At 59.9% G+C, this 15,607-nt stretch carries 16 protein-coding genes and 1 tRNA gene; 13 read left to right on the forward strand and 4 right to left on the reverse strand.

Features of this window, described 5'->3' with window-relative positions:
• Nucleotides 1-60 precede the first annotated feature (60 nt).
• The 6 genes from mtrA (at nucleotide 61) to secA (ending at nucleotide 8,566) form a co-directional block, all read left to right on the forward strand.
• Nucleotides 61-741, forward strand: coding sequence for an MtrAB system response regulator MtrA (gene mtrA, locus ACTJJW_RS04705; protein WP_449647198.1), 681 nt, complete (start codon nucleotides 61-63; stop codon nucleotides 739-741).
• Nucleotides 742-746: 5 nt separating this feature from the next.
• Nucleotides 747-2,360: an MtrAB system histidine kinase MtrB gene (mtrB, locus tag ACTJJW_RS04710; protein WP_462642984.1), complete on the forward strand. Its 1,614-nt coding sequence runs from the start codon at nucleotides 747-749 to the stop codon at nucleotides 2,358-2,360.
• Nucleotides 2,353-4,032 (forward strand): LpqB family beta-propeller domain-containing protein, encoded by a 1,680-nt coding sequence (locus tag ACTJJW_RS04715; RefSeq protein WP_462642985.1) that lies wholly within the window; start codon nucleotides 2,353-2,355, stop codon nucleotides 4,030-4,032. The genes mtrB and ACTJJW_RS04715 overlap by 8 nt, the downstream gene beginning before the upstream one ends.
• Nucleotides 4,033-4,095: 63 nt before the next feature.
• Nucleotides 4,096-4,854: a ComF family protein gene (locus ACTJJW_RS04720; RefSeq protein WP_462642986.1), complete on the forward strand. Its 759-nt coding sequence runs from the start codon at nucleotides 4,096-4,098 to the stop codon at nucleotides 4,852-4,854.
• A 45-nt stretch (nucleotides 4,855-4,899) separates the two neighbouring features.
• Nucleotides 4,900-5,598, forward strand: coding sequence for a ribosome hibernation-promoting factor, HPF/YfiA family (hpf, locus tag ACTJJW_RS04725; protein WP_462642987.1), 699 nt, complete (start codon nucleotides 4,900-4,902; stop codon nucleotides 5,596-5,598).
• 160 nt (nucleotides 5,599-5,758) lie between these two features.
• On the forward strand, nucleotides 5,759-8,566 hold the full coding sequence (secA, locus tag ACTJJW_RS04730; protein ID WP_462642988.1) for a preprotein translocase subunit SecA: 2,808 nt from the start codon (nucleotides 5,759-5,761) through the stop codon (nucleotides 8,564-8,566).
• A 139-nt stretch (nucleotides 8,567-8,705) separates the two neighbouring features.
• Here the strand turns inward: secA and ACTJJW_RS04735 are convergent, their stop codons facing one another.
• On the reverse strand, nucleotides 8,706-9,194 hold the full coding sequence (locus tag ACTJJW_RS04735) for an Rv3235 family protein (RefSeq protein WP_462642989.1): 489 nt from the start codon (nucleotides 9,192-9,194) through the stop codon (nucleotides 8,706-8,708).
• Nucleotides 9,195-9,343: 149 nt separating this feature from the next.
• On the opposite strand from ACTJJW_RS04735, the gene ACTJJW_RS04740 reads away from it, so the two are divergent.
• Nucleotides 9,344-9,943: a hypothetical protein gene (locus tag ACTJJW_RS04740; protein WP_462642990.1), complete on the forward strand. Its 600-nt coding sequence runs from the start codon at nucleotides 9,344-9,346 to the stop codon at nucleotides 9,941-9,943.
• 89 nt (nucleotides 9,944-10,032) lie between these two features.
• On the opposite strand, the gene ACTJJW_RS04745 is transcribed toward ACTJJW_RS04740, so the two are convergent.
• Nucleotides 10,033-10,314 carry a helix-turn-helix domain-containing protein gene (locus ACTJJW_RS04745; protein ID WP_462642991.1) on the reverse strand — a complete coding sequence of 94 codons (282 nt, stop codon included), beginning with the start codon at nucleotides 10,312-10,314 and terminating at the stop codon, nucleotides 10,033-10,035.
• Between the two features lie 110 nt (nucleotides 10,315-10,424).
• Between ACTJJW_RS04745 and ACTJJW_RS04750 the strand changes: the two genes are divergently transcribed.
• The 3 genes from ACTJJW_RS04750 to ACTJJW_RS04760 are packed head-to-tail and all read left to right on the forward strand — an operon-like array spanning nucleotide 10,425 to nucleotide 13,824.
• The gene (locus tag ACTJJW_RS04750; protein WP_462642992.1) at nucleotides 10,425-11,081 is read left to right on the forward strand and encodes a CpaB family protein; all 657 of its coding nucleotides are present in this window, start codon (nucleotides 10,425-10,427) and stop codon (nucleotides 11,079-11,081) included.
• A 1-nt stretch (nucleotide 11,082) separates the two neighbouring features.
• Nucleotides 11,083-12,315 carry an AAA family ATPase gene (locus ACTJJW_RS04755; RefSeq protein ID WP_462642993.1) on the forward strand — a complete coding sequence of 411 codons (1,233 nt, stop codon included), beginning with the start codon at nucleotides 11,083-11,085 and terminating at the stop codon, nucleotides 12,313-12,315.
• A gap of 9 nt (nucleotides 12,316-12,324) precedes the next feature.
• The gene (locus ACTJJW_RS04760) at nucleotides 12,325-13,824 is read left to right on the forward strand and encodes a sensor histidine kinase (protein WP_462642994.1); all 1,500 of its coding nucleotides are present in this window, start codon (nucleotides 12,325-12,327) and stop codon (nucleotides 13,822-13,824) included.
• A 35-nt stretch (nucleotides 13,825-13,859) separates the two neighbouring features.
• On the opposite strand, the gene ACTJJW_RS04765 is transcribed toward ACTJJW_RS04760, so the two are convergent.
• On the reverse strand, nucleotides 13,860-14,108 hold the full coding sequence (locus tag ACTJJW_RS04765) for a WhiB family transcriptional regulator (protein ID WP_009772809.1): 249 nt from the start codon (nucleotides 14,106-14,108) through the stop codon (nucleotides 13,860-13,862).
• A gap of 182 nt (nucleotides 14,109-14,290) precedes the next feature.
• Between ACTJJW_RS04765 and ACTJJW_RS04770 the strand changes: the two genes are divergently transcribed.
• A complete protein-coding gene (locus ACTJJW_RS04770) occupies nucleotides 14,291-14,710 on the forward strand; it encodes a hypothetical protein (protein WP_462642995.1) in 420 nt (139 codons plus the stop codon).
• On the opposite strand, the gene bcp is transcribed toward ACTJJW_RS04770, so the two are convergent.
• Nucleotides 14,707-15,186, reverse strand: coding sequence for a thioredoxin-dependent thiol peroxidase (gene bcp, locus ACTJJW_RS04775; protein ID WP_462642996.1), 480 nt, complete (start codon nucleotides 15,184-15,186; stop codon nucleotides 14,707-14,709). The two genes, ACTJJW_RS04770 and bcp, sit on opposite strands and share 4 nt — an antisense overlap.
• A gap of 70 nt (nucleotides 15,187-15,256) precedes the next feature.
• On the opposite strand from bcp, the gene ACTJJW_RS04780 reads away from it, so the two are divergent.
• Nucleotides 15,257-15,329, forward strand: a tRNA-Lys gene (locus tag ACTJJW_RS04780).
• A gap of 39 nt (nucleotides 15,330-15,368) precedes the next feature.
• A complete protein-coding gene (locus ACTJJW_RS04785) occupies nucleotides 15,369-15,551 on the forward strand; it encodes a hypothetical protein (protein ID WP_462642997.1) in 183 nt (60 codons plus the stop codon).
• Nucleotides 15,552-15,607: the final 56 nt, after the last annotated feature.

Consider the following 15,607-nt stretch of genomic DNA (forward strand, 5'->3'; position numbering starts at 1 on the left):
TATTCTTATGCGAAAGCTTCTCACCCTGTTAGCCCGAGAGCTAGAAAGTATCGAGGACACGTGAACCCGCGAATTCTAGTAGTCGATGACGACACTGCCTTGGCAGAGATGATCGGAATCGTTCTACGCACTGAAGGATATGAACCGTTTTTTTGCCAAGATGGCGCCCTGGCGCTTGACGCTTTCAAGTCGGCCGCGCCCGACCTTGTGCTGCTCGATTTGATGCTGCCCGGTATGGACGGCATCGAAATTTGTGCGCGCATCCGCGAAGAGTCGGGCGTTCCGATCATCATGCTGACTGCTAAGAGCGATACAGCGGACGTCGTTAAAGGTCTCGAGAGTGGCGCTGACGACTACGTTGTCAAACCTTTCAACCCCAAAGAGCTCGTCGCCCGCGTGCGCACCCGGTTGCGTCCAGCAAGCGATGCGGCCACGGGCACCCTCACTGTTGGTGACCTTGAGTTGGATGTCACGGGCCACGAGGTGCGCCGCGGCGACACCAAAATCAACCTGACACCTCTCGAATTTGAGCTTCTTCTCGCTCTTGCGATGAAGCCTGAGCAGGTCTTCACGCGCGAAATGCTGCTTGAGCAGGTGTGGGGATATCACTACAAGGCAGATACTCGCCTAGTGAACGTCCACGTTCAGCGACTGCGCGCCAAGGTTGAAGAAGATCCTGACAATCCCAAGATTGTTATGACGGTTCGCGGCGTTGGCTACCGCGCGGGCAGCAGCGCGTAGCAGGTATGCGCTATTTCGACTGGCGCGAGTTAGTGCAGCGGCTCGCTGCACTGTGGCGCTCGTCGCTCCAGTTGCGCACGGTGGCAATCACGGTGCTGTTGTCGTCAGTGGCCGTTGCGGTTATCGCTGGGTATATGTCGCTGAGCGTCGGAGCGAACCTGTTCGACGCGAGTCGTGAACAACTCACCCGCACCTCTGCCAACGCCACGTTGGCCGGTCAACAGTTTTTTGATGCAGCAGACGAGGGGCTCGGGCTCGAAGACCTCGACGTCATGATGGGCGACGCTGCAGGGGTCATCGAGAGCGTTGCGTCGAGCACCGGTGGCACAAGTTATGCCATTCTTCGCAGCCCAGGCCAAGAGGGCGCTCGCGTGCCCACAAACGTTCAGTCGCAGGATCTGAGTTCTTACGTCGTCATCTCGCAAGAACTCAGAGACACTGTCGGTGAATCAACCGAGCAACGCACTTACTGGCAGTCGGTCGCACTGAACCACCCGACCGATGGCACGATACGTCCGGGGCTGGTCGTCGGATCGACACTCGACATTCGTGGGGCACAATACGAGCTCTATCTCGTGTACGACATCAGCGATACTCAAGAAACTCTCGTTGTGGTTCAGCGCACTCTTGGTCTCGGTGGTTTTGCCCTGCTCGCCCTTATCGGAGCCGTAACCTATCTCGTCGTTCGGCTCGTAGTCGGGCCGGTGAAATTTGCGGCTGAAACCAGCCAACGTCTGGCGGCAGGCGAGCTTGAGGTGCGCATTCCTGTGCAGGGTGATGACGTCATCGCCACACTGGCACGCTCCTTCAATGGCATGGCGACGAGCATGCAGCATCAGATCACGCGCCTGGCCGCACTGTCGCAAGTGCAACAGCGTTTTGTGTCGGATGTCTCGCACGAGTTGCGCACACCCCTCACCACAATTCGGCTCGCGGGTGATGTGCTCTACGACCAACGCGAAAGCTTCCCGCCGGCGACCGCGCGCACGGCAGAGCTGCTGCATACCCAGGTTGAACGTTTTGAGCTCCTGCTTGCAGACCTGCTCGAAATGAGTCGTTACGACGCGGGTGCGGTCGATATGGAGACTGAGCCTACGAACCTCGTACGGCTCGTCGAAGATGCAATCGAGAGTCTTACGTCGCTGGCGGCAAGCAAGGGCTCTGAGCTGCGGTTGGTGGCCCCCGGTGGCTACTTTGAGGCGGATGTTGATCCTCGCCGCATCCGCCGTATCCTCCAGAACTTGGTCAGCAATGCGATTGACCACGGAGACGGTCTGCCGATCGTTATTTGGGTCGATAGTGATGCGGATGCCGTTGCGATCGCTGTGCGCGATTACGGCGTGGGAATGAGCACAGCTGCCCTTGAGCGCGTATTTGACCGTTTCTGGCGCGCTGATCCGTCTCGACAACGAACCACAGGTGGCACAGGCCTCGGTTTGGCGATCGCGCTCGAGGATGCGGTGTTGCACGGCGGCTGGCTTGAAGTGTGGTCGGATGGGGACAACGGTTCGTGCTTCCGGCTGACGATCCCGCGCGTTCGAGGCACCGATCTGCGGTCGTCTCCATTAGAACTTCCCCCGAGCGACGAGGTGCCGAGCTTGGAGGCTTCACATGGCTAAAACATCGAAGCTTGCCTACCTCATCGTCGCGAGCGTGGCGATCGCCGCCCTGAGCGGCTGCGTTGGCGTGCCAACCTCGAGCGAGGTTGAGGCTGGTCCTCTCATCGATGAGCAACTCGATCCCAATTTCGAAATTGTTGCGGAGGGTCCAGTCGCGGGCTCAACTCAGGAGCAGATTCTTACCGACTTTATGAACGCGGTGCGTGCACCAACTCGGGACTACTCCGTGGCTCGGGAATTCTTGACTCAAGATATGAGCGACTCGTGGAAGCCTGCGGCGAGCGCAACAATTCGAGAGCGAGACAAGCTTCCGACGGTCTCGCCAGCACTCGAAGAAGACGCTCTCACCTACTCATTTTCGGCTCAGGCTGTGATTGATGAGCGGGGCGTGTACTCAGAGTTGCGTTCACCGGCATCGCAAACTTTGACATTCGATTTTGAACGTCGCGGCGGTGAGTGGCGAATTGCCTCAGCGCCGCCAGGAATTGTGTTGTCGAGCAACGGGTTCGAGGTTAGCTTCGAGCAGCAGGTCCTCTACTATTTCGACCCCAGTTTTGCCTACCTGATCCCCGATCTGCGCTGGTTCGCGGTGCGTCAATCGTCACAGTCGCGAGCGGTTCAAGCTCTTCTCTCAGCAGATTCGTCGTGGCTCCAACAGGGCGTCGTACTGACCGCATTCCCGACAGCCACGACTCTGGGCAACGCGAGCAGCCTGATCAGCGGTCGGGCTGTCGTTGATCTCAGCTCAGAAGCGCTGTCGGCAGACACTGTCGCGCGCGAACGGATGCGACAGCAGCTCGCGGCAACGCTGCACACACCGATTGTGGTGCTCACCGTTGATGGGCGCGAACTGCAGAGTTCGAGTTCCGGGCAGAACGCTGCCGTCATCGAGCCTAGCTCCGGTGGTCCGCTAGTGGTGGGAACCGCGAGCGAATTCGGTTTCAACACCAGTAACGGGCTCAGCGAAATCAGCGAGCTCAGCGATGTCGTAGCCGGTTCCGGGGCAACCGCAGCAGTGCTCTCATCCGACCGCCTCTCAGTTGCCTATCGCGCAGGCGACGGTGCCGCGTACTTCGCTTCGGTCGGAGTCTCGCCTCGGGTCATCGACGATCGCTCCGGCCTGGCCGCACCATCGCTCGATCCGTTCCGATTTATCTGGTCGGCGCAGCGGGGGAATGCCGCGTCACTGTCCACGTTCGAGGTAGACGGCACCGAGCATCCGATTCAGTCGTCGTTGCCTTCAGATTCAGAGATTGTGTCGCTGGATATTTCGCGCGATGGTGCGCGACTGCTCGTGTACCTCTCATCGCCGTCTGGGCCGCAGTTGCTCGTTTATGGAATCGTGCGGCAACAGGGCAACGTGCCCGTTCAACTGGTAGAGCCCACCGCGTTGCCGGCCCGGTCGGGTACTCCCATTGATGCAGCCTGGGTGGGCTCAAGTACGGTGGCCACACTTTCGGCGAATGACGATTCTGTTGCAGCAACCGCGTTCAGCCTCGGTGGACCAACAGAGAACCTTGGCGATGTGGACGGCGCGCGACAGCTTGTGAGCGCCGGAACCAATACCGATGGCCTCAGGCTCGTTGCGGATGGCGAAGTGTGGCGCCCGCAGGGGAGTCAGGGGTGGGTGCGTACCGGCCTCGACGCCTCCTACATGGCCGTGCAGCAGTAGAGCCTCTCCACAAACCTCACGCGGGGCCCCACACGCTTGTGGGCGCGCGTGCACGCTCGGAGCATGACGTTCCCAGACAACAACAATGACAACTCTCTGCGCTGGTGGATCGCAACCGCACGCGAGGCGCTGCGGGATGCCTGGGCTGTGCTCATGCCAGTCGAGTGCGCCGGATGTCAGAGTCACGATCGCGCGCTATGTCAGGAGTGCGCTCGCAGCCTTGTCGCGGCGCCCACGATTCACTCAACTCCTCAGCACGTGCGCGTCTACGCCGCCCTGCGTTATGAGGGCCCGGTACGCAGAGTACTGCTCGCATTCAAGAATCAGCATCGCACCGACCAAGCTCGGCCGCTTTCTCACGCGTTTCTTTCCGCGCTGCGGATGACGCTCGACGCACCGAGTGCGGCCGGCGGTGGGGGTGGAGACCCGGTTCAGATCGTCGCCGTTCCCACCAGCAAGCGTGCTTTTCGAACGCGGGGCTATCACCCGGTATCGCTCGTGCTGCGCGCGGCAGGAGTTCGCCACGCACGAGTGTTGAGGGTGGCCAAAGAGACCACGAGCCAAAAGCTGCTCGGGGCACAGCAGCGGGCCACAAATGTGCGGGGCGCATTCGTTGCGACACGCTGGCTTGGGGCAAGCAAAGTCATCATTGTGGACGACGTTCTCACGACCGGAGCCACGATTGACGAGGCAGCGCGGGCGATTTCTGCGGCCGGCGGCACGGTGATCGCAGCCGTAACCATCGGGTTCACTCCAAGAACCGGAGCGGCTCGTGACATTGCCAGCGGCGAGGGCTACGGTAAGGAAAAGGGCGCACAATAAAAGCTGCCTCACGGGGCGGCCGCGCATGATGGCTAGGAGGTCGCCGTGGAAATCACCGTCAACGGACGAAATGTAGGAGTCACGGATCGTTTCCGTGAGTATGCGATCGAAAAGTCTGAGAAGGTCGCTCACCTCTCTGAGAAGGCAATCGCCTTCGAGATCAAAGTGAGCCGCCACCACGAAACCAAAGGGTCAAGTGGCGACGATCGTGTTGAGTTGACGTTGATCGGACCAGGACCGCTTGTTCGAGCAGAATCTGCTGGTTCGGATAAATATGTTGCCTTCGATCTGGCGATGGGTAAGCTCGTTGAGCGCATTCGTCAGTCCCTCGACCGCAAGAAAGTTCACCGCGGAAATCACCGCCCCACGTCTCTGCGTGAGGCTAGTGCCGGTGGATTTGCTGTCGTTGATATCACTCCAGCGAGTCCGGAAGTGATTGAAAGTGTCGCTACCGGTTCGGTTCCGACACCGAACGCCGAGCCAGAGCCTGGCGACGACGACTACTCGCCCGTTGTTATCCGGCGAAAGGTGTTCCCTTCGAGCCATATGACTGTGGAAGAGGCACTCGATCACATGGAGTTGGTCGGTCACGACTTCTTCCTCTTTGTGGATAGCCAGACCGATCGCCCGAGCGTGGTTTACCGTCGCAAGGGCTGGGATTATGGTGTTATTGGCCTAGAAGAGCAGGCCGATGAGGCTGCTGACGGAGGTCGTTCGCGCAAGCGTAAGGTCGCCAACGGCTAAGCACACCAAGTTTTTGGCGTGAACTTGATACGATTACGAACCGGTAACGCGGCTGTGCGCTGAATGCACTCACCGCGTTGCCGCGACGTAAGCGTCTAAAGGCTGCGCTTCGTCGAGCAGTGCCAGCGTCGGATCCGTCCGACAAGAATGGGAGTATTCGGTGGCGAATGTTTTGGAACGCGCACTTCGTGTGGGCGAGGGTCGACTTCTTCGACGCTTGAAAGGCTATGCGCAAGCAGTCGATCAGCTCGAGGAAGACTTCAAGACTCTGACCGACGATGAGCTCAAGCATGAGACCACTGAGTTGCGTGAGCGCTATGCCGCAGGCGAATCGCTCGACGATCTGCTCCCGGAGGCATTTGCCGCCGTCCGTGAAGCGGCGAGCCGTACTCTCGGCATGCGTCACTTTGAGGTTCAGCTCATGGGTGGCGCTGCGTTGCACATGGGCAACATCGCCGAGATGAAGACCGGCGAGGGCAAGACCCTCGTGGCGACACTAGCTGCCTACCTCAACGCGATTGCGGCGCAGGGTGTGCACGTGATTACCGTCAACGACTACTTGGCCGGCTACCAGTCAGAACTGATGGGACGCATTTTCCGTGCCCTCGGGATGACCACCGGATGCATCGTCTCAGGTCAGACCCCTGTAGAACGTCGCGAGCAGTACGCCGCAGACATTACTTATGGAACCAACAACGAGTTCGGTTTCGACTACCTGCGCGACAACATGGCGTGGCAGGCGAGCGACATGGTTCAGCGCGGTCACCACTTCGCTGTTGTTGACGAGGTTGACTCGATCTTGATCGACGAGGCTCGCACGCCGTTGATCATTTCGGGCCCGTCGTCAGGCGAGGCAAACCGCTGGTTTACTGAGTTCGCCAATCTTGCGAAGAAGCTCATCCCCGAGGTCGATTTTGAGGTTGATGAGAAGAAGCGCACCGTTGGTGTGCTCGAACCCGGCATCGAAAAGGTCGAAGATTACCTCGGTATCGACAACCTGTACGAGTCGGCAAACACACCGCTGATTTCGTTCTTGAACAACTCGATCAAGGCGCGTGCCCTCTTCAAGAAAGACAAGGACTACGTCGTCATGAACGGCGAAGTGCTGATCGTCGATGAGCACACCGGTCGTATTCTTCAGGGCCGCCGCTACAACGAAGGTATCCACCAGGCAATCGAGGCGAAGGAGGGCGTTACCGTCAAGGCAGAGAACCAGACTCTCGCCACGGTCACGCTGCAGAACTACTTCCGTCTATACAACAAGCTTTCGGGAATGACCGGCACCGCCGAGACTGAGGCCGCCGAGTTCATGTCCACGTACAAGCTTGGTGTGGTCGCCATCCCGACTAACAAGCCGATGCAGCGCATCGACCAGTCCGACCTGATCTACAAGAACGAACAGTCGAAGTTCGAGCAGGTTGTTGCCGACATCGCTCAGCGTCACGAACTTGGCCAGCCCGTTCTCGTGGGAACAACTAGCGTTGAGAAGAGTGAGCTGCTTTCACGGATGCTCGCCAAGAAAGGCGTCAAGCACGAGGTCCTGAACGCCAAGAACCACGCTCGCGAGGCTGCCATCGTCGCTCAGGCCGGGCGCTTGGGTTCGGTCACCGTTGCCACGAACATGGCGGGCCGTGGAACAGACGTCATGCTCGGCGGAAACGCCGAGTTCTTGGCTGTTGCTGAAATGAATAGCCGTGGTCTTAACCCGACCGAAACTCCTGACGACTATGAAGCCGCTTGGGATGACGTTTTCGCCGACGTCAAGGCCGGGGTCGAGAAGGAAGCCAAGAAGGTCGTCGATGTTGGTGGCCTCTACGTATTGGGCACCGAGCGTCACGAGTCGCGTCGTATCGACAACCAGCTGCGTGGTCGTTCAGGTCGTCAGGGTGACCCCGGAGAGAGCCGTTTCTATCTGTCGCTTCAGGATGATCTGATGCGCCTATTCAATAGCGGTGCAGCCGAAGCGCTCATGGGGCGCTCGACAGTTCCCGACGACTTGGCGATCGAATCCAAGGTTGTCAGCCGCGCCATCCGCAGTGCTCAGTCACAGGTGGAATCGCGTAACGCTGAGATTCGCAAGAATGTTCTCAAGTACGACGATGTGTTGAACCGCCAGCGTGAGGCTATCTACAGCGACCGCCGCCACATCCTCGAGGGTGACGATTTGAAGGACCGCGTTCAGCGCTTCCTGACAGACGTTGTGACCGAGGTTGTCGAAGTTCACACAGCAGAGGGCCACTCAGAGGATTGGGACTTCGACGTTCTGTGGACCGAACTGAAGACCATGTATCCGATCGGCATCACGGTTGACGAAGTTCTGACCGAAGGCGGTTCGCGCGGCAAGCTGACAAGCACGTTCGTCGCGAAGGAGATCCACTCTGATGCGGCGATCGCTTATGAGCGTCGCGAGCAGCAGCTTGGCGAAACCGCCATGCGTGAGCTCGAACGCCGCGTTGTGCTCAGCGTTATCGACCGCCGCTGGCGAGATCACCTCTACGAGATGGACTACCTCAAAGACGGGATCGGCCTGCGTGCAATGGCCCAGCGCGATCCGCTCATCGAGTATCAGCGCGAAGGTTTTGCTCTCTTCCAGACCATGATGGGCCAGATTCGCGAAGAGTCTGTCGGCTTCCTGTTTAACCTTGATGTTGAGGTCAGCGGCGGTGGCGACTCCACCACCGTGCAGGCACGAGGTTTGGATCCGGCAAGCTCACAGGCCGCAGCGCTCAGCTACTCGGCGCCCAGCGCTGATGCCGCAGGCGAGGTTGAGGTTCGCAACGAGCGCGGCCAGGTTGAGCGCGCTGCGACTGCGGGTGCGCAGAAGCGCCAGGCTCAGCAGACGGCACCGCAGCAACCGCAGCAGCCTCAGAGTGGCGAGCGTGGTGCATTCGGTCAGCGTGCGGAGAGTGCAGACGACGCGCCGCTTAACCGTTCGCAGCGTCGTGCGCAGGACAAGCGCAAGAAATAGGGTTTAGCAACGACGTATGCTCCCACCGCTCGGTCGATGGCGGCATACGTCGTTAAGCCGAGGCTGTGCATACTCAGACACGGTGCTGCCCGTTGCGCACCGCAGCCTAGAGCGCACTGAACCTGCAGCACCCTGCTGGCTAGAGAACGTTAATGGCGGTGGCTCGCCAACGCTTGTCGAGGCCTTCGAGGCGCACCGCAACAGCACGAGTGCGTGCTCGACCGCGAACGATCACAACAGCTTCGACCGCACCATCGCGGGGCTCACACAGGAGGATCGAGCCCATGGTGAAGCTTGGCCGCGTGATGGGCTGTCCTTTTGCGCGACGAGCACGCGCAGATAATACGGTGCGCTTGAGTAGGTGGCGGTAAACGTCATCGGTGACCCACCGGGCAATCTGCTCAAGGTCGCGAGCGCCGGCAAGAACCTCGATCACGCAGCGGGTGAGGTTTTCGACCAGGGGAGCAGGGTCGGGCAACTCGGCGCTCGGAGTGGGCTGGTGGCCAAAAAACTCGTCGGGCACGAAGCGCGGGCGAATGATTTTGGAGGGAAGGGGTCCAGTGCGCTGTCGCGGCTGTGGAGGAGTGTCTTCACTGGGCGAAGGCTTGCGGAGCGGCTCGGTACTCATGATCTCCCAGGTAAAAGGTCAAGACGGCAATGTATACCCCCGTTGGGGGGTAGACCACACTCAACCAGCACTGAGACCAATTGTCTATGACTAATTTTCAATTGTGGATAACATTGTTCGTTTTGCCTTGTCGCCAGTACCGTCAGCCCATGCGCTGGGACAAACTCTTTGACGACCTCGAAAGTCAGCTTGAGAACGAAATCACTGCTGACGACCTCGAGGTCGATGCCGAGGAGGAACGGCTGCGCCTAGGCCGTCTAAGCATGCGCGACCGTATTGTGTCGCTGCACGCGCGCAGCTCCGAGCAATCGCCGCTCACGCTTTCCGTTGTGCTGGTCACGGGAACACGACTCATCATCCGCCCGGCAACCATCGGACGGGATTGGATGTCGGCTGACCTTGTCGACGACAGCGGCCGCCCAGCGCAGTGCATTATTCCGTTCGCGGCGATGGCGGGCATCTCGCTTGGGGCGGCCCACATCACGCCGAGCCTCGCCACAATGCCGTCGAGCGGGCATCCGAGCCTCTCGCAGCGTTTGGGGCTGAGCTATGTTTTGCGCGATCTGTGTCGTCGTCGCCGTGCTGTGTCGCTATTGCTGGTCGCAGGCGAAGTTCACGGCACGATTGATCGTGTGGGGCGAGACCACCTAGATATTGCCGTCCATGAACGAGGGGTGGTGCGGCGTGAGACTGCGGTGACGGAATACCGGTTGGTGCCGTTTGCGAGTCTTGTGCTCGTGCGACCGTAGGCGTAGGCGTAGGCGTAGGCGAGGGCGCGGCTGGCGCGGTCAGGCCCGGTTGCCCCGGGCCGAACGCAGGTGAATCTAGCGGTGCAGCACTAGCGCGTGCGCTGTTCTCCGAAGTTCACTTCGGTCACGGTGGCAATGTCGGACTGGTTCCAGAGACTCATGCGACGAGTCTCTTCGTACAAAGCCTCAATGTAGGACTCAAGTACGGAGTTTTCGATGCGCCACTGGCCTTTGCTGCCAACTTTGATTGCGGGCAGTTCGCCCGAACGCACTAGGTCAAGAACCTCATGCGGAGAGACGCTGAGCACTTCGGCAGTATCGGCCAGAGTGAGAAATCGCCCGAGACCATCTGCTGGGTTGATCGCGTTCATGATTCGATTATGCTCTCGTGCGCCTGTGAATGGGGCTGATGTGGATAACTCTTGCGCCACTTGTGGGCAGTAACGAACGATGGTGCAATGATCAACACCCGACCCGTGGAATGCGCACTGTGAGCCGTCGTTCCGGTCGCACCCAGTCTCAAGCTCGTGCACGAGCTCTTGCCCTCGACCCCCGCCTTGCTATCGGTATCGTGCTCGTCGTGGCATCGATCGTGGGCGTTGTGTCCCTGGTTGCCACGGCAGATGACTCGATTGAGATCTATGCGGCCGCCTCGCCCTTGACCCCGGGTGACCGCGTGATGAGCAGCGATCTCGTCGTGCGAAGCGTAAAACTCAACGAATCAAGCGAGTTCTACATTGCGCGAGGTGAGCTGCCGGCTGAAGGCTTTATTGCGACACGGCCGATCGGTGCGGGGGAGCTGATCCCGACATCCTCCCTGGGAAGCCATGAGGGGTTGTCGCTGACCGCAGTTGTTGTGTCGCCGCAGGGTGGTCTGGCTGAGACGGTGTCGTCTGGAGCATCCGTCGATGTGTGGGCAAGTGCCGAGGCAGAAAACGGCGGGTATGGGCCCCCTGGGGTTATCATTTCGGATGCTGTTGTTGTGCGACTTGTTGACAACGACTCGCTCGTTTCGTCTGCAGGAAGCAGCGCGCTTGAATTGCTCGTTCCCCGCTCGCGGGTTGCCCGATTGCTTGAGGCGATGGCTAACGGTGATGTGCTTTCTGTGATCCCCGCCAACCTTCCTGCGAAGGGTTGAGATGGCGACGTTCGCGCTGGCGATGCCGGTCAACCTTGAAGACCAGTTCGCGTTCGACGCCGTGCACCACGGCCATGAGATCATTTTACGCGCCGTGAGCGCGCCCGAGCTTGCTTCGCGCGTTGCGGGGGCTCACACCGACATCGCCCTTGTCGCCTCCGAGGCACGCTACCTGACTGATCGGCTGATCGCCGCGTGCGATCAGGCCGGCGTCAGACTCATCGCGGTTGCCAGCAGCGAGCGCGAGCAGCGCTATGCGAGTGATCTCGGACTCTATGACATCGTCGATGCCACGACTGGGTGGTCGGCGGTGGATGCACTGCTCGCCCGATCTCAGTGGAGTTCAGAATCTGAAACCGCCGCACGAAGCACCCTGGGGCAGGTGATCGCGGTGTGGGGTCCTGGAGGGGCTCCCGGTCGCACCTCCGTCGCCATCTCGATTGCCGCCGAGTTAGCAGCGCTCGGGCACAGCGTGGCCCTTGCCGATGTGGACACGCATGGGGCTTCGGTGGCGCCAGCCTTGGGCATGCTCGACGAGGCTCCTGGCTTTGCCGCCGCGTGCCGCCTTGCAGGAACCGACACCCTCACGACTGGCGAGCTGGCCCGCATCGGGCAACGCTATGAGTCACCAGTCGGCGGTTTCTGGGTGCTCACCGGCATTGGCAGACCCAGTCGGTGGCCAGAGCTCTCCGCAGAGCGAGTCGGAACGACCATTGCGCAGTGTCGCCAGTGGGTCGATTACACCGTGCTCGATACCAGCTCGAGTCTTGAGAATGACGAAGAGATCACGAGCGACCTTTTCGCGCCTCGGCGCAACGCCGCAGCGGTTACGGCGGTGCGAGCCGCCGACCACCTAATTGCGGTGGGCGGGGCAGATCCTGTGGGCCTCTCGCGGTTCTTGCGTGCACACGTAGATCTGCTCGAAACAGTCTCAACGCGAAGCGTGAGTGTAGTGATGAACAAGGTGCGGGTGAGTGCGAGCGGCATGAACCCGCACGGGCAAGTGACTCAGACGCTGTCGCGGTTCGGGGGAATTGAGCATCCGATTCTCGTTCCTCATGACCTTGCAGGATTCGACGGCGCAGTGCTGAGCGGCAAGACGCTGGTGGATGCCGCACCGCGCTCACCGGCGCGACTCGCAGTGCGCGACCTCGTGACCTCCCGGCTCGTGCCCGAAGCCGACGAGCCAGAGCCGCGGCGCTCACTGTTCAACAGGATGCTGGTGCGCAGGTAATCTGTAAGAGTGTCGACACTCAGTGATCTAGTCCAGGAGCAAGGCCATTCGAGCCAGGCTGATATCGAATGGCTGCACATGCTGGTTGGCGACTGGCAGTTGCTCGCCGACCTCGCGTTTGCCGACATCGTGTTGTGGGTCCCGAGCGATGATGACCAGTTTGTTGCGGTTGCCCACGCGCGCCCCAGCAGCTCAGCAACTCTCTTCTACCGGGACTTTGTTGGACAGAAGGTCAAGCCCGAGTGGAAAACGCAGGTAACCGAAGCGTTCACGACTGCGCGCATTGTCGACGCAGCAGCTCCATCTTGGTACGAAGAGACACCCACCCGGGTGCGTGCCGTACCGGTGATGCGCAGGCTCACAGCCAGCGGTAACGCGACCACGGAAACTCCCATCGCGGTCATTACTCGCCACACAAATTTGGGAGATGCCCGCACGCCCTCCCGGCAAGAGCTCACCTTCAACGGCTGTGCAAACGATCTTTTCGCCATGATTGCTGCTGGCGATTTTCCTGACATGGGCGCCCCTGCGTCGCCGCGTCGTGGGGCACCCCGGGCATCCGATGGTCTGATTCGCTTGGATGTTGATGGTCTCGTCACCTTCGCAAGCCCGAATGCGTTGTCGGCGTTCAACCGCATCGGCTTCTCTGGTGAGCTGGAGGCGGAATCTCTCGCCGAGGTCACGACGGCTCTTATCGCCGGTCAGCCTGAGGTGGATGAGTCACTTCCGCTGGTTGTTACTGGCCGGGCACCGTGGCGCACCGACATTGAGGCACGCGGTGTGACGGTGTCGTTGCGCGCGATCCCGATTCGCGATCGTGGCGAACGCGTTGGTGCGATTGTCTTGTGCCGCGATGTGACCGAGGTGCGCCATCAGGAGCGCGAACTGATCACGAAGGATGCGACGATTCGTGAGATTCACCATCGGGTGAAGAACAACTTGCAAACAGTGGCATCGCTGCTGAGAATTCAGGCACGCAGAACCCACAGCGAGGTCGCGCGTGAAGCTTTGGGGCACGCGATGCGTCGAGTCGCTGCGATTGCGGTTGTGCACGACACCCTCTCTGAGGGTCTCAACCAGAGCGTTGATTTCGACGTGGTGTTCGACCGCGTACTGAAACTGATCGCTGAGGTGGCGTCTAGTCACAATACGACGGTGCACCCGACATCCGTGGGAAGTTTTGGCGCACTGCCCAGCGAATATGCGACCCCGCTGGCCTTGGCGCTGACAGAGCTAGTGACGAACGCGGTAGAGCACGGTCTTGCCGGGCGCGCGGATGGAACAGTCGAGATTGATGCTCGCCGCACCGCAGACAAGCTCACCGTGCAGGTTCGCGACAACGGCGTTGGGCTCGCTGAAGGAAGAGTGGGCGAGGGGCTCGGCACGCAGATCGTGCGCACCCTTATTCAGGGTGAACTGAGTGGAACTATCGACTGGCATACGCTCATGGGCAGCGGTACCGAGGTAACAATCGATATTCCGCTGACCTGGCTCACGCGCACAAAGTAGCGCAGCGGTTTTAGGGTGCTACGAGCAGTGCGGTCTTAGGACGCGCGACGGGCGCGTGCAGCGCGACGCTTGAGTGCGCGGCGCTCGTCTTCGCTGAGGCCACCCCACACGCCAGAGTCTTGATTGGTTTCGAGCGCGTACTGGAGGCACATTTCAGTAACCGAGCAGCGACCGCAGACGGCTTTTGCTTTTTCGATCTGGTCAACGGCCGGACCGGTGTTTCCTACCGGGAAGAAAAGCTCCGGGTCAGCGGTGAGGCATGCAGCGTTATCGCGCCAGTCCATGTGTTGCTCCTTACAGCGTGTTGCGTTGCTCGAGCGCACAAAAAATACGCCTAAATCGGCGTCGAGCTTGAGAAAGTGTGTGGGTCTCGCTCGCAACACTGGGAGCCAGAAATCAACCTCAACTAGAATCGCATATCAAACAATGCAAAGCAATGGTCTTTCAGCGATTTAACGGGGAGCGAATGGTAGACGAACTTGTCCTAGAAGAAAAACCGAGTCGTAACCATCGGTATCTGGTTGCGCTTGCTCTCGTAATTTTTCTGGAGAGTGCCCTGCTATTTGGTGTCCTCGCCTACCTAATCTTTGAGTTGGCTAGCGAGACGCCTCAGTCGTACCCGAGCGCGATCGCATTGACCGTGCTCGCTGCACTGGCCGCCATTTGGGTGGCGGTGATTGGCATCAGCGTGCTGCGAGGCCAGGCGTGGATTCGCGGTGCAGCGGTGGTGTGGCAGGTGTTGCAAATCTCTGTGGCTATTGGCACCTTTCAGGGCGTGTTCGCGCGTCCCGATGTCGGATGGCTCTTGCTCATGCCCGCGATCGCCGTGCTCGTCTTGTTGTTTACCAAGCCGGTACTGGCGGCGACCACGAGGCGCGAAGGCTAGTTGAGCCCGAGCTTCTTGCGCAGTGATGCGACGTGGCCAGTGGCCTTCACTGCGTAAAGCGGGAGTGTGATCGCGCCGGCTTCGTCAATAACGAAGGTGGAGCGGATGACGCCAACGACCTGCTTGCCGTACAGGTTCTTCTCACCCCAGGCTCCATACGCCTCGTGCACTTCGTGATCAGGGTCGCTGAGCAGTGGGAATGTGAGGGCTTCCTGTTCCCGGAATTTGGTCAACTTTTCGGGAGTATCGCGCGAAACACCCAACACGACATAGCCTTCTGACTGCAGTGCGCCGAGCTGATCGCGGAAGTCACAAGCCTGCGTCGTGCAGCCGGGAGTCATCGCTGCTGGGTAGAAATACAGAATCACTTTCTTGCCAGAAAAATCGCTCAACGACACCAAATTTCCGTCCTGATCAGGCAGAGAAAAACCTGGTGCGGGGGTGCCTGCGGTAAGTCGAGTGGGTTCCGTGGTCATTGTGCTCCTTAGTCGCTTTAACTCATGGTAACGTTGTTCCTCGGTTGCCCTGAGAGGCAAACCCAGCCACGCACCTCTAGCTCAATTGGCAGAGCAACTGACTCTTAATCAGTGGGTTCCCGGTTCAAGTCCGGGGAGGTGCACTTCACTTGTAAAGCTTGCCGCGCGGCTCGTGCGTGCCGGTGGGTGACCTCATCGGTCTTGAATGCGATGGGGCAAATCCGTTGGCAGCTGCAGGGCTGCCGACACTCGCCTTCACCGGAGGCGGGGGAGCCGGGCCCATCTGGTGGTTGGTACCAACGAGCATGATCCTGCTTGATGTCGCCGCCGTCTATGTGCGACGTCGAATGGATGTCGTTAGCTAGACATCCGTCACACGGTCTAGTTGTCTGTTAGCTGAGTGTGGCGCCATTGCTCGGGG

The sequence above is a fragment of the Rhodoglobus galactosidasius genome (genome assembly GCF_054957775.1).

Coding starts and splice junctions, on each gene's coding strand:
- bcp (WP_462642996.1), bottom strand. CDS start 15,186: ATGACCACGGAACCCACTCGACTTACCGCAGGCACCCCCGCACCAGGT.
- ACTJJW_RS04750 (WP_462642992.1), top strand. CDS start 10,425: ATGCGCACTGTGAGCCGTCGTTCCGGTCGCACCCAGTCTCAAGCTCGT.
- ACTJJW_RS04735 (WP_462642989.1), bottom strand. CDS start 9,194: ATGAGTACCGAGCCGCTCCGCAAGCCTTCGCCCAGTGAAGACACTCCT.
- ACTJJW_RS04770 (WP_462642995.1), top strand. CDS start 14,291: ATGGTAGACGAACTTGTCCTAGAAGAAAAACCGAGTCGTAACCATCGG.
- ACTJJW_RS04765 (WP_009772809.1), bottom strand. CDS start 14,108: ATGGACTGGCGCGATAACGCTGCATGCCTCACCGCTGACCCGGAGCTT.
- ACTJJW_RS04715 (WP_462642985.1), top strand. CDS start 2,353: ATGGCTAAAACATCGAAGCTTGCCTACCTCATCGTCGCGAGCGTGGCG.
- ACTJJW_RS04755 (WP_462642993.1), top strand. CDS start 11,083: ATGGCGACGTTCGCGCTGGCGATGCCGGTCAACCTTGAAGACCAGTTC.
- mtrB (WP_462642984.1), top strand. CDS start 747: ATGCGCTATTTCGACTGGCGCGAGTTAGTGCAGCGGCTCGCTGCACTG.
- ACTJJW_RS04740 (WP_462642990.1), top strand. CDS start 9,344: ATGCGCTGGGACAAACTCTTTGACGACCTCGAAAGTCAGCTTGAGAAC.
- ACTJJW_RS04745 (WP_462642991.1), bottom strand. CDS start 10,314: ATGAACGCGATCAACCCAGCAGATGGTCTCGGGCGATTTCTCACTCTG.
- ACTJJW_RS04720 (WP_462642986.1), top strand. CDS start 4,096: ATGACGTTCCCAGACAACAACAATGACAACTCTCTGCGCTGGTGGATC.